A 12730-nucleotide genomic window follows, 5' to 3' on the forward strand; every position below is an offset into this window, starting at 1 on the left:
CATTCGATGGAGATGACCGTGAACCCGTACCCCCTGCACCCCGAATGCCCCGACGTCCGGCGGCTGGCCGACAACCCGGCCGAGGCGCTGCTGCGCGCCGAGGCGGACATCGTCGCGGCGGAGAACGCCGCCGAGGCGGACCGGTACCGCCGGCTGGAGGAACTGGAGGAGGCCCAGCAGGACGGCCGGGGCGTCACCCGGCGTACCTTCGTCGCCGGCGCCGCGGCCACCGCGACCGCCCTGGCCACCGCCCAGTTCGTCACCACCTCGGCGTCGTTCGCGGCGACGAAGACCGGCACGCTGATCCACGTCTTCCTCTACGGCGGGCTGGACGGGCTGAGCCTGGTCGCCCCGGCCGACGACCCGGTGCTCACCAGGACGCGCCCCGACCTGCTGCTCGGCAACGACTCGCTGGCCCTCGGCCGCGGCTTCAAGCTGACCAGCGCGTTCGCCCCGCTGGAGCAGTGGCTCAAGGCCGGCCAGCTCGGCTTCGTGCCGGCGGTCTCCGACCCGCGGCTGTCCCGCAGCCACTTCCAGGCCGCCGACGCCTGCAACCTGGGTGGCCTGCCCGGCGAGACGGGCGGCCGGGGCTGGCTGGACAGCCTGGTGGACACCCTCGGCAAGGGCACCGCGTTCCGCAGCGTCGGCATCGGCAGCACGCTGCCCCGGTCGCTTGTCGGCGTGAACGGCGCGATCTCCCTCAACAACGTCGGTGAGCTGCGGCTCAACGGCGACGACCGGTACCGCGCCGCGACCGAGAAGGCGATCCGCGGCCTCTTCACCGGGATCAACCACCCGGTGGAGGAGGCGGTGATCGAGGGGATGGGCGCGCTGGCCACCGCGCAGAAGCTCGCCGCGAAGCCGTACGCGGCCGCCGCCGGGGTGAAGTACGAGGGCGTCGGGTACGCCTTCCAGCAGCTCGCCCAGCTCATCAAGGGCGGCGCGAACGTCCGGGTGGCGACGGTCGGCATGGGCGGCTACGACACCCACGAGAACCAGGGCACCCGCGAGGGCGGCCAGCTCTGGCGGCGGCTCAACGAGCTCGCCAACGCCATGGCGGCGTTCTTCACCGACCTCGGTGACCGGGCCGCCGACGTGACGGTCATGGTGTCCAGCGAGTTCGGCCGGCGGGTCGCCTCGAACCAGGGTGGCACCGACCACGGGCACGGCGGCGTGGTGACCATCCTGTCCGGCCGCAAGCTCGCCGGCTCGCTCCTCGGCACGTGGAACGGGTTGAACGATCTGGACAGCGGAGACGTACCCGAGTACAACAACATGTTCAACGTCTACGGGTCGGTCGCGCAGGGGCGGTTCGGACTGACGACCGCGCAGGTGGACAAGGTCTTCCCCCGACAGAAATACGTACCAATGAAGCTGTACGCGTGACATACCAGGACACTTACGCCACCGGCCGCCGTACCGGGCCTTCCGCCCAGTACGGCGGCCGGCCGGCTGCCCCCGTACCCCCGGGCCTGCCGCGCCGGGGGCCTGGTGGGCGGCGGGCGCTGGCCACGGCCTTCTGGCTCGGGCTGGTCGCCGCGGTGCTGCCCTGGTGGCTGGCCACCCCGCCCGGCTCGCTGGCCGACACCACCGACGTGCTCACCGCGGCCGGCCGGATCACCGGCCTGGTCGCCGGCTACCTGCTGCTGGTCCAGGTGCTCATGATGAGCCGGCTCGGCGCGCTGGAACGCTGGCTGGGCGGCGAGCGGATCTCCCGGGCGCACCGGGACGTCGGCGCCACCCTGCTGGTGGCGGTCCTCGCCCACCTGGCGCTGCTCGTGGTGGGCTACGCCCGGATGGAGAAGAACTCGATCCTCGGCCAGGTCGGCGCCCTGCTGACCCACTACGAGGACATGGTCTCCGCCTTCGTGGCCGCCGGGATCATGGTGGCGGTCGGCGTCACCGCGGTCCGGGGCGTCCGCCGGCGGCTGCCCTACGAGCTCTGGCACCACCTGCACCTGACCAGCTACCTCGCCCTGCTGCTCGGCTACGGGCACCAGTTCAGCAACGGCGCCCAGCTCTACGAGCCCGGCCCGGTGCGCACCGGCTGGATCGCCGCGTACCTGCTGGTGGTGGCCGCGCTGGTGTGGGGCCGGCTGGTCGCCCCGCTGCGCTTCAACCTGCGGCACCGGCTGCGCGTCGCCGACGTGGTCGCGGAGAGCCCGGACACCATCTCGATCTACCTGACCGGGCACCGGCTCAACCAGATCGACCTGCTCGGCGGCCAGTACTTCCGCTGGCGCTTCCTCAACCCCGGCTGCTGGTGGCAGTCGCACCCGTTCTCGCTCTCCGCGGCGGGCAACGGCCGCTGGCTGCGGCTCACCGTGAAGGTCGTCGGCGGGCACACCGCCGAGCTGCGGGATCTCCACCCGGGCACCCGGGTCTGGGCGGAGGGGCCGTCCGGCACCTTCACGGCGGCGCACCGGACCCGCGAGCGGGCGCTGCTGATCGCCGGCGGCAGCGGCATCGCCCCACTGCGGGCCATGCTGGAGGAGTTGCCGCCCGGCGCGGCCCTGATCTACCGCGCCCGTACCCCCGCCGACGTGCTGCTGCACAACGAGCTGGACTGGCTGGCCCAGGCCCGGCGCACCTCGGTCTGGTACGTGATCGGCTCCCGCGACGACCCCGGCCCCCGGCAGGTCATGAGCCCGGAGGGGCTGCGCCGGCTGGTGCCCGACGTGACCCGCCGCGACGTCTACCTGTGCGGCCCGGGCGGCCTGGTCGACGAGGCGGTCCGGGTGCTGCGCCGCGCCGGTGTGCCGCGCCGGCAGATCCACCTCGCCACCTTCGAGCTGTAGAGAGGCCCCGTCCATGCGTCGCGCGCTCCTCGCGATCACCGGCCTGGCCGCCAGCACCACCGCGCTGGTGGTGCTCAAGGGCGCCCCGGGCACGAGCCAGGCCGCCCAGGACCGGCCGGTCGCCGAGGCGCCCGTCGTCCCCGGCGGCTCGGCGGCCCCCGGGCCGACCCCCGGCGGCGTCACCCCCTCCGCCCGGCCCGGCGCGTCGGCGAAGTCGAGCGCCCGGGCCAGCCGCACCCCGGCCAGCCGGAACACCCGTTCCGTGCCCCGGACCACCACCGCCGCGCCGCGGACCACCGCCCCGCGCACCACCACCCGCACGGTCACCGGACCGGTGGTCGACTACGAGTACGGCTCGCTCCAGGTGCGGATCACGCTGAGCGGAAGCCGGGTCGTCGACGCCACCGGCCTCGGCCTGCCGCTCGACGGGCAGTCCGGGCTGCGCAGCGACGACGTGCAGGCCCGCTACAGCGGCAGCTCGGGCGAGGTGGTCGCCAAGCAGAGCGCCGACCTGAGCACCGTCTCCGGCGCCACGTACACGAGCACCGCCTACCAGCAGTCGCTCCAGGCCGCTATCGACAAGGCGTGAGCCACATGGCCGGCGCGGGCCGGCCCGGCCTGCGCCGGGTCGAGCAGATCATGGGTACGGCGATCAGCCTCGACCTGGCCGACGGCCTGCCCGCCGCCGCCCTGCACGAGCTGGCCGAGCGGACCTTCGCCTGGCTGCGCGAGGTGGACGCGCGGTTCAGCACCTACCGGCCGGACAGCGAGGTGTGCCGCCTGGACCGGGGCGAGCTGCCGCTCACCGAGGCGTCGGCCGACCTGCGGGCGGTGCTGGAGCGCTGCGCCGACCTGTGGAACGGGACCGACGGCTTCTTCGACGCGTACGCCACCGGGCGGCTGGACCCGTCGGGCTACGTCAAGGGCTGGGCGGCGCAGGTCGCCTCGGACCGGCTGGTGGCGGCCGGCGCCCCGAACCACTGCCTGAACGCCGGCGGCGACGTCCGGGTACGCGGCCACGCGGCCACCGGCGGGCCGTGGCGGATCGGTGTCCGGCACCCCTGGGACCCGGCCGCCACCTGCCTGGTGCTGACCGGCACCGACCTGGCGGTCGCCACCTCCGGGGTGTACGAGCGCGGCCACCACGTCGTCGACCCGCGCCGGGGCGCCCCGGCGGTCGGCCTGCGCTCGGTCACCGTGGTCGGCCCCGACCTCGGCGTCGCCGACGCCTACGCCACCGCCGCCGTCGCCATGGGCGAGCCCGGCATCGCCTGGCTGGACAGCCTCCCCGAACCCTGGCGACACGCGGTGGTCACGGATGACGCCCGCCTCCTGCACTCCCGCACGCTGCCGCTGACCGGCTGACCCCGACCGGCGGGTGTCAGCGGAGCGGGCGGTGGGTGGTGGCCGGGCGGGAGCCGCGGGGGCGCGAGCCGCGGGGCCGGGTGCCCCACGGGCGGGTGAACGCCCAGCGGTACGTGCGGCGGCGGTGCCGCGGTGGCTCGGTGCCGCCGCTGTGGCGGGCCGCGTCGTCCCCGGACATCCTCCACCTCCGTTCTGGCGCCCGTGCGCCCTCACCAGGCACAACGAGTGCGACGCCGGTCAGGTCGCTGTCCGGCAGCCGTCGGTCAGCAGCCGCGCCGGGGGAGGGGGAGCTGGCCGGGGAGCAGCTCGGAGGTCAGCGTGACCCCGGCCCCCCGTAACGCCTCGATCAGCGCGTTCTGCACGAGGTAGGAGTCGGGCAGCCGCCAGCGCGCCTGCTCGGGCGCGACCGCCCAGCGGACCGTCCCCTCGGGCAGCCGGGTCGGCGGGGCCGCGATCCACGAGCCGGGACCGTGCCGGACCACGTGGAAGCAGTGCTCCAGCTCGGGCCGCAGCGGGTCGCCGGGGCGGACCAGGAACATCCAGCGGCCGGTGGGGGTGACCAGCACCGGCCCGCGTACGCCGAGGCCGGCCGGGTGGGTGGCGACCGTGTCCAGCACGCGCCGGCCCAGGTGGGCTGCGACCTCCAGCACGTCGAACGCCCGCCCGGTCGGCAGCAGCACCCCGTGCGGGCGGCTGCGCCACCAGGTGGCCACCCGGGCCGGATCGGTGCTCGCCGCGTGCTCCCAGTTCTCCAGGGCGGGATGGCAACCGACCGTCGGACAGCCGGCCCGGCCGCAGACGAAGCGGCTGTTGGCCAGGCAGGCGCCGGGGGTCACCGCCCAGCCGTGCACGGCGTACCGGACGGCGACCCGGCGCAGCCGGACCCGTTCCAGCGGCGACAGGTGGGCCACGCGCGGTCCGACATTCCCCCACATGTGTGCCATCCCCTCTCGCCCGCCCGGACCGTCCACACGCCACACGTCGAGCGCCGTCACTGCCGTAACCCACGCTCGTTGAGCTGACGAACGGCTGGTGCAACTTGCACGAAAACTACGAGAACTGGCTGTATGGCCGACGTACAGAGTGTGCGACCAGCGGAAACCTGAAAACCGAACGACCGTCGCGATTGGTCGACCGGGGGGAACAGCCGGACGCGGGCAGGGGGAGGGATGGCGAGATGGACGAGCTACCCATAGGCCGACGGGTGGCGTACTGGCGGAGCCGCCGCAAGATGTCCCAACAGGTCTTCGCCGACCGGCTCGGCAAGTCCAAGAGCTGGGTGGACAAAGTGGAGCGCGGCGTCCGGCGGCTGGACAAGTTCTCCGTCGTCTACGAGATCGCCGACATCCTCCAGGTCGACGTGCAACTGCTCCTCGGCAAGGACCCGGAGCGGCGTGCCGACGCCCTCAACTGCATCGACCAGGTCGAGGTCGAGGAGATCCGGGCGGCGCTGGAGCGCTACGACTCGATGAGCGCCTACTTCGACGCGGCGCCCTGCCCCCCGCCGCTGACCGACATGCGCAAGGCGGTCAACCACGCCTGGCTCACCTACCAGTACGGCCGCTACGGCATGCTGACCCGCGCCCTGCCCAAGCTGCTCCGCGACGCCCAGGCCGCCGACGCCGGCTACGGCGGCGACCAGGCCCGGGAGGCCGCCCACCTGCTCGGGCAGGTCTACCAGATCGCCTCCTCGGTGCTGCGCAAGCTCGGCGAGTGCGAGCTGGCCTGGCTGGCCGCCGACCGCTCGATGGCGGTCGCCCAGCGGGCCGACGACCCCCTGCTCGCCGGCATCGCCACCACCCGCGTCTGCAACGCCCTCGTCGCGATGGGCCGCCCCCGCCCCGCGCTCGAACTCAACGTGCGGATCGCCAACCGGCTCGCCCCCGGCGGCGAGAACGACGTCCGGCCCGAACGCCTCTCCGTCTACGGCATGCTGCTGCTCCAGGGCGCCATGGCCGCCGCCCGGATCGGTGACTCGGCCACCGTCGACGACCTGCTCACCGGCGCCGGGGAGGCGGCCACCCTGCTCGGCGGCGACCACAACCACTACTGGACCTCGTTCGGCCCGACCAACCTGGAGCTGCACCGGTCCGCCGCGGCCGTCGAGCTGGGCGACGGCGGCCGGGCCGTCGAGACCCACCACCGCCTCGCCGAGCCCGCGTTCAACGCGCTGCTGCCCGAGCGGCGCGCCCACCACCTGCTGGACATCGCCCGCGGCTTCGCCCAGATCGGCGACGTCGCGAACGCCGGGGACATGCTGCTCCGCGGCGACCGGCTCGCGCCCTCCGAGATCCGTTGCCGGCCCATCGCCCACGAGGTGATGTCGGACGTGCTCCGTCGCACACGGGGTGCGCCGCCTTCCCCGATCGCGGAGTTGGCTGAGCACATGGGAGTCGGAGTATGAACGCGGCGCCGATCGGATGAACGGTCCGCGAACCAGCAACGGGCACCGTCCGGTGCTCTACGTCATCGCCTGCGGTTCGCCGCTGGCCCGTCACGTCGGCCGGCTGGTCGACCTCGCCCAGCAGGACGGCTGGCAGGTCTGCGTGGTCACCACGCCGGACGGCGCGAAGTTCGTCGACCGGACGGCGTTGGCCCGGCAGAGCGGTCACCCCGTCCGCACGCACTACAAGAACCCGGGCGACCCGGACGTGCTGCCCCCGGCCGACGCCATGCTGGTCTGCCCGGCGACGGTCAACACCGTCAACAAGTGGGCGGTCGGCATCGCCGACACCCTCGCCCTCGGCCTACTGGTCGAGGCGCAGGGGATGGGGGTGCCGATCGCGGCGGTGCCGTACACCAACGTGGCGATGGCCGCGCACCCGGCGTTCCGGGCCAGCCTGGCCCGGCTGCGCGAGTGGGGGGTCCGGGTGGTCTTCGGCGACCACGTCGTGCCGCTGCACCCGCCCGGCACCGGCGAGCGGCACCTGGACGCGTTCCCGTGGGATGCCGGCCTGGCCGCGCTGCGGGGCGCGACGCGCCCGGTCGCCCCGGTCGGCTGACCGGCTCCGGTCGGGCCGGCGGACCGGGCCCCGCCGGCCCGGTCCGGTCCGGGCCAGTCCGGGCCAGCCGGCCCGCACCGGGCCCCGACGCCGGTAAGCTGGCCGGCCGTGAGCACAACCGGATCGCCGCCCACGGTCGCCGACGTGGTGGCCGCGCTGGACCGCCGCTACCCGGCCGCCTGGGCCGAGGAGTGGGACCGGGTCGGCCTGGTGCTCGGCGAGCCCGAGGCCCCGGTCCGGCGGGTCGCCTGCGTGGTCGACGTGGTCCCGGAGACGGTGGCGGAGGCGCTCGCCGCCGGGGCCGACATGATCGTCGCGCACCACCCGCTGCTGCTGCGCGGGGTCTCCTCGGTGGCCGCCACGACGTACAAGGGGCGGATCGTGCACCGGCTGATCAAGGCGGACGTGGCGCTGTACGTGGCGCACACCAACGCCGACGTGGCCGACCCCGGGGTGTCCGACGCGCTGGCCGCCCGGTTCGGGTTGACCGGGCTGCGCCCGCTGCACCCGCCCCGCCCCGGCTCGCCCGCCGACGGCCCCGGCCGGGGCATCGGCCGGATCGGCGAACTGCCCGCCCCGCTGACCCTGGCCGAGCTGACCCGGCACGCCGCCGCCGTGCTCCCCGTCACCGCCTGGGGAGTTCGCGCCGCCGGGGATCCCGGGCGTATGGTTCGTACCCTCGCCGTCAGCGGCGGCTCGGGGGACAGCTTCCTCGCCGAGGCGACCGCGGCCGGGGTGGACGCGTTCCTCACCGCCGACCTGCGCCACCACCCCGCCGGCGAGCACCTCGCCGCCGGCGGGCCGGCCCTGCTGGACGCCGCCCACTGGGCGACCGAGCGACCCTGGCTGGACGACCTGGCCGCCCACCTGCGGGACGAGATGGGCGTCGAGACCGTGGTGTCCGACCTGGACACCGACCCGTGGACCGTGCACGCCGCCGCACCCCGACCGGACGACAAGGAGCCCCGACCGTGAAGGCTGACCCGAAGGTGCAGCGCCGCCTGCTCGACCTGCAGGCGATCGACACCGCCCTCGCCCAGCTCGCCCACCGCCGCCGGACGCTGCCCGAGCTGGCCGAGCTGGAGGCCCTGGCACGGGAGCTCTCCGCGCTGGAGGACGAGCGGGTCCGCGCCCAGGTGGCCGTGGACGACCTGGACCGGGACATCGCCCGGCTGGAGAAGGACGTCGATCAGGTCCGGGCCCGCAAGAGCAAGGACGAGGCCCGGCTGGCCGCGGGCAGCGGCCCGGCCCGCGAGCTGGAGGCGCTCCAGCACGAGCTGGCCTCGCTGAACCGCCGGCAGAGCGACCTGGAGGACGCCGAGCTGGAGCTGATGGAGCAGCGGGAGACCGCGCAGGACGTGCTGGACGGCGTCGAGCGGCGGATCGCCGAGGCCCGGGACCGGCGCGTCGCGGCCGAGCAGCGCCGCGACGACAGCCTCGCCGAGATCGCCCGGGACGAGGAGTTCAAGCGCGGCTCCCGGCAGCCGCTCGCCGGCGACCTGCCGGCGGACCTGGTCGCCCTCTACGACCGGATCCGCACCGACACCGGGCTCGGTGCGGCGCTGCTCACCGGTGCCCGCTGCGGGGGCTGCCGGCTGGAACTCTCCGGCGCCGACCTGGCCCGGATCCGCAAGGCCGACCCGGACGACGTGGTCCGCTGCGAGGAGTGCCGGCGGATCATGGTCCGCACCAACGAGTCCGGGCTGTAGCCGCCGTGGCGGTGCGCGCGGTCGTGGTCGAGGCCGACGGCGGGTCCCGGGGCAACCCGGGGCCGGCCGGCTACGGGGCTGTGGTCCGGGACCCGGCGACCGGCGAGGTGCTGGCCGAGCGCGCCGAGGCCATCGGCACGGCCACCAACAACGTGGCCGAGTACCGGGGCCTGATCGCCGGGCTGGAGGCCGCCGCCGAGCTGGGCGCGGCCGAGGTCGAGGCCCGGATGGACTCCAAGCTGGTGGTCGAGCAGATGTGCGGCCGCTGGCAGATCAAGAACCCCGGGCTGCGGCCGCTCGCCGCGCAGGCCGCCGGGCTGGTCGGCCGGTTCGACACCGTCCGGTTCAGTTGGGTGCCCCGGGAGCGCAACAAGCACGCCGACGCGCTGGCGAACGCGGCGATGGACGAGGCCGCCGGTCGAGCCCCCACCCGGCCCGCGGTGGAGTCGCCCCGGATCGTCGAACCGCCGCGCGAGGTGGCCGCCCCCGACTCGGCCGCCCGGGCCGCGGCCCGCGAGGTGGCCGCGCGGGCCGCCACCGGCCGAGCCACCGGCACCGACCCGGCCACCACGCCGGCCTCCTGGGAGCCGCGCCCGACCGAGGAGGCCACCCGGCTGATCCTGGTCCGGCACGGCGAGACCGAGCGGACCGTGCAGAAGCGCTACTCGGGCCGGGGCGACGTGCCGCTGACCGACCGGGGCCGGGCCCAGGCTCGGGCGACCGCCGCCCGGGTGGCCGCCCTCGCGCCGTCGGTCGCGGCCGTGGTCAGCTCCCCGCTGTCCCGGTGCACGGCCACCGCCGAGGCGATCGCCGCGCTGGTCGGCAACCCCCCGGTACGCCCCGACGACGACCTGATCGAGTGCGACTTCGGGGTCTGGGAGGGGCGCACCTTCGGCGAGGTGCGCGACGGCTGGGCCGGGGAACTGGACGCCTGGTTGGCCTCCACGAGGATCGCGCCTCCGGAGGGCGAGTCGTTCGCCACGGTCGCCGAGCGGACCGGGCGGGCGGTCGACCGGCTGCGGAAGGCGTACCCGGGGGAGACCGTCGTGGTGGTCTCCCACGTCTCGCCGATCAAGCTGGTGCTGCGCGACGCTCTCGCGGCCGGCGACGCCTTCCTGCACCGGCTCTACCTGGACACCGCGGGCGTCTCGGTGCTCGACCTCTACCCGGACGGCGGCGTCGCGGTCCGCTCGGTCAACGACACCGCCCACCTGTCCGACCTCTGAGCCGCCGGCCGCCGGCCGCCCCCACGTCGCCGTTCGGCGCATGCGGGCGGCCGCTCGGCGCACCGGCGTCCTCCGGTAGAACGTGACCGCGCTCACAGGGTCGTAGCCTCCGGCCGTCACATGGCAAGTTACGACTTCCCGGAGGTGTGTCACATGGCAGCACCAGAGCCGGAGGCGCCGGCAACGGCGCGATCCAGGGCGAAGGACCACAGCCCCTGGAACTGGTTGCTCTTCATACCGATCGTGGTGCCGCTGATCCCGGCCTTCTTCAACGCCGACTCACCCCGGCTGTTCGGGTTCCCGCGTTTCTACTGGCTGCAACTGGCCTGGATCATTCTCGGCGTGGCCACCACCACGCTGGTCTACCAGATGACGAAGAAGCGGGGAGGTGACCGCTGATGTGGCGTGACCACCTCACCGAGATCATCGTTTTCAGTCTGCTCTTCCTGCTGGTCAGCGCCATGGGTTTCGTGGCGGCCCGGTGGCGGGCGCCGCGCGACATGGCGCACCTGGACGAGTGGGGGCTGGGCGGCCGCAGCTTCGGCGGCTGGATCACCTGGTTCCTGGTCGGCGGTGACCTCTACACCGCGTACACCTTCGTGGCGGTGCCGGCGCTGATCTTCGGGGCCGGGGCGGCGGGCTTCTTCGCCGTGCCGTACACGATCGTCATCTACCCGCTGGTGTTCCTGGTGCTGTGCCGGCTCTGGTCGGTCTCCCACCGGCACGGCTTCGTCACCCCGGCGGACTTCGTCCGCAACCGGTTCGACTCGCCGATCCTCGCGCTGCTGATCGCGATCACCGGCATCGTGGCGACCATGCCGTACATCGCCCTGCAGCTGGTCGGCATCGAGGCGGTGCTCAAGACGATGGGCGTGACCGGGGACACCGCGCTGGCCCGGCACCTGCCGATCATCATCGCCTTCGCCATCCTGGCGGCGTACACCTACCAGTCCGGGCTGCGCGCGCCGGCGCTGATCGCCTTCGTCAAGGACTCGCTGATCTACATCGTGATCCTGGTGGCGGTGATCTACCTGCCCTACAAGCTGGGCGGCTGGGGCGACATCTTCGACGCGGCGGACGCCAAGTTCAAGGCGTCACCCGCGCCCGGGGACGGCATCCTGCTCAACGCCAACAACCAACTCCAGTACGTCACCCTGGCGTTCGGCTCGGCGCTGGCGCTCTTCCTCTACCCGCACAGCATCACCGGCGTGCTGGCCAGTAAGAACCGCGACGTGATCAAGCGGAACATGTCCGCGCTGCCGGCGTACAGCCTGCTGCTCGGGCTGATCGCGCTGCTCGGCTACATGGCCATCGCGGCCAACGTGAAGCCGCTGCCCGGCGCCAAGGCCGGCAGCGTGGACGGCAACACGGTGGTGCCGCTGCTCTTCGACAGCCAGTTCCCGGACTGGTTCGCGGGCGTGGCGTACGCGGCCATCGGCATCGGCGCGCTGGTGCCGGCGGCGATCATGTCGATCGCGGCGGCGAACCTGTTCACCCGCAACATCTACAAGGAGTACCTGAAGCGGGACGCCAGCCCGGCGCAGGAGGCGAACGTCTCGAAGATCACCTCGCTGGTGGTGAAGGTCGGCGCGGTGGCCTGCATCGTCTTCCTGGACCCGCAGTTCTCCATCGACCTCCAGCTCATCGGCGGCGTGATCATCCTCCAGACGCTGCCGGCGGTGGCGCTGGGCCTCTACACCCGCTGGTTCCACCGGGGCGCGCTGATCGCGGGCTGGGTGGCCGGCATGGGTCTGGGCATGTGGATGCTCTACCAGGTCGCCAACCCGGCGACCGGGAAGAAGCACTTCGCCGGCTCGGCCTTCCCGCTGGAGAAGTTCGGCTTCGACACCCCGAAGACGATCTACGTCGGGATCGTGGCGGTGCTGGTCAACCTGGCGGTGGCCGCGCTGCTGACCCTGGTGCTGCGGGCGGCGAAGGTGGCCGACGGGGTGGACGGCACCACCCCGGACGACTACTTCGCCGACGAGGGCGACGCCCGGGTCACCCCCGGCACGGAGCGCGACGCGGACGCCGCGCCGGAGCCGGTCGCCTGAATTGCCCCGAGGCCCCCGGCCGTCGCCACGGCGACGGCCGGGGGCCTCGTCGTGGTGCTCAACGCCGGCGGTTGCGCGATTCGAGGGCCTCGTTGAGCCGGTGCAACAGGTCCGCCAGGCTCTCCCGGTCGTCGGGGGACCAGGCGGCCAGGATGTCGCCGTAGAGCCGGGTGCGCGCCGCCCGCACCGCGGCCATCCGCTGGAGGCCGGCCGGGGTGGGGGAGATCACCGTGCCGCGCCCGTCAGCCGGATCCGGGGTACGCGCGATCAGCCCGTCCCGCTGCATGGCGGAGACCTGCCGGGTGACCGTGGACCCGTCCAGGTTCAGCTTCGTGGCCAGCGCGGAGACGTTCTGCGGGCCGGCGCCGGCCAGGTGCCGCAGGATCACGTACGCCGCCCGGTCCAGCACCCGGTGCTCGGCCGTGCCGCTGGCCCGCCGGGTCGCCTCGCCGAGGCGCAGCAGCATCGCGACCTCGGTCTCGATCCGGCCGAGGGTGACATCTTCCGCGTTGGCGTGGTCGCTCATAGCTGTATGATACAACTGATTTACCTGTAAGATACAGCTATCTGTCTGGA

14 protein-coding genes are annotated in these 12730 nt (G+C 74.0%); 11 read left to right on the forward strand and 3 right to left on the reverse strand.

Going from position 1 to position 12730, the window contains the following annotated elements:
• Positions 1-12 precede the first annotated feature (12 nt).
• The 4 genes from ABZV78_RS03720 to ABZV78_RS03735 are packed head-to-tail and all read left to right on the forward strand — an operon-like array spanning position 13 to position 4163.
• Positions 13-1386, forward strand: coding sequence for a DUF1501 domain-containing protein (locus ABZV78_RS03720; RefSeq protein WP_355635262.1), 1374 nt, complete (start codon positions 13-15; stop codon positions 1384-1386).
• Entirely contained in the window at positions 1383-2798 is a 1416-nt protein-coding gene (locus ABZV78_RS03725; RefSeq protein WP_355635232.1) for a ferric reductase-like transmembrane domain-containing protein, read from the forward strand. The genes ABZV78_RS03720 and ABZV78_RS03725 overlap by 4 nt, the downstream gene beginning before the upstream one ends.
• A 13-nt stretch (positions 2799-2811) precedes the next feature.
• Positions 2812-3387 carry an FMN-binding protein gene (locus ABZV78_RS03730; RefSeq protein ID WP_355635233.1) on the forward strand — a complete coding sequence of 192 codons (576 nt, stop codon included), beginning with the start codon at positions 2812-2814 and terminating at the stop codon, positions 3385-3387.
• A 50-nt stretch (positions 3388-3437) separates the two neighbouring features.
• Positions 3438-4163: an FAD:protein FMN transferase gene (locus ABZV78_RS03735; RefSeq protein ID WP_355635263.1), complete on the forward strand. Its 726-nt coding sequence runs from the start codon at positions 3438-3440 to the stop codon at positions 4161-4163.
• 16 nt (positions 4164-4179) lie between these two features.
• On the opposite strand, the gene ABZV78_RS03740 is transcribed toward ABZV78_RS03735, so the two are convergent.
• Both ABZV78_RS03740 and ABZV78_RS03745 read right to left on the reverse strand, forming a co-directional pair.
• Positions 4180-4341: a hypothetical protein gene (locus tag ABZV78_RS03740; protein ID WP_355635234.1), complete on the reverse strand. Its 162-nt coding sequence runs from the start codon at positions 4339-4341 to the stop codon at positions 4180-4182.
• Between the two features lie 85 nt (positions 4342-4426).
• Entirely contained in the window at positions 4427-5107 is a 681-nt protein-coding gene (locus ABZV78_RS03745) for a bifunctional DNA primase/polymerase (RefSeq protein WP_355635235.1), read from the reverse strand.
• A 233-nt stretch (positions 5108-5340) separates the two neighbouring features.
• Here ABZV78_RS03745 and ABZV78_RS03750 point away from each other — a divergent pair, with 233 nt between their 5' ends.
• From ABZV78_RS03750 to mctP, 7 genes are all read left to right on the forward strand, one after another.
• On the forward strand, positions 5341-6567 hold the full coding sequence (locus ABZV78_RS03750; RefSeq protein WP_355635236.1) for a helix-turn-helix domain-containing protein: 1227 nt from the start codon (positions 5341-5343) through the stop codon (positions 6565-6567).
• Positions 6568-6583: 16 nt separating this feature from the next.
• Positions 6584-7165: a flavoprotein gene (locus ABZV78_RS03755; protein ID WP_355635237.1), complete on the forward strand. Its 582-nt coding sequence runs from the start codon at positions 6584-6586 to the stop codon at positions 7163-7165.
• A gap of 144 nt (positions 7166-7309) precedes the next feature.
• Positions 7310-8140 carry a Nif3-like dinuclear metal center hexameric protein gene (locus tag ABZV78_RS03760; RefSeq protein WP_355635264.1) on the forward strand — a complete coding sequence of 277 codons (831 nt, stop codon included), beginning with the start codon at positions 7310-7312 and terminating at the stop codon, positions 8138-8140.
• On the forward strand, positions 8137-8874 hold the full coding sequence (locus tag ABZV78_RS03765; RefSeq protein ID WP_355635238.1) for a C4-type zinc ribbon domain-containing protein: 738 nt from the start codon (positions 8137-8139) through the stop codon (positions 8872-8874). The genes ABZV78_RS03760 and ABZV78_RS03765 overlap by 4 nt, the downstream gene beginning before the upstream one ends.
• Before the next feature lie 5 nt (positions 8875-8879).
• Positions 8880-10100 (forward strand): bifunctional RNase H/acid phosphatase, encoded by a 1221-nt coding sequence (locus ABZV78_RS03770; RefSeq protein WP_355635239.1) that lies wholly within the window; start codon positions 8880-8882, stop codon positions 10098-10100.
• A 153-nt stretch (positions 10101-10253) separates the two neighbouring features.
• Positions 10254-10499, forward strand: coding sequence for a DUF3311 domain-containing protein (locus ABZV78_RS03775; RefSeq protein ID WP_355635240.1), 246 nt, complete (start codon positions 10254-10256; stop codon positions 10497-10499).
• Positions 10499-12154, forward strand: coding sequence for a monocarboxylate uptake permease MctP (mctP, locus tag ABZV78_RS03780; RefSeq protein ID WP_355635241.1), 1656 nt, complete (start codon positions 10499-10501; stop codon positions 12152-12154). The genes ABZV78_RS03775 and mctP overlap by 1 nt, the downstream gene beginning before the upstream one ends.
• 58 nt (positions 12155-12212) lie before the next feature.
• Here the strand turns inward: mctP and ABZV78_RS03785 are convergent, their stop codons facing one another.
• Positions 12213-12680 carry a MarR family transcriptional regulator gene (locus ABZV78_RS03785; RefSeq protein WP_355635242.1) on the reverse strand — a complete coding sequence of 156 codons (468 nt, stop codon included), beginning with the start codon at positions 12678-12680 and terminating at the stop codon, positions 12213-12215.
• Positions 12681-12730 lie beyond the last annotated feature (50 nt).

The sequence above is a fragment of the Micromonospora sp. NPDC004540 genome (assembly GCF_040610095.1).
Classification (GTDB): Bacteria; Actinomycetota; Actinomycetes; order Mycobacteriales; family Micromonosporaceae; genus Micromonospora.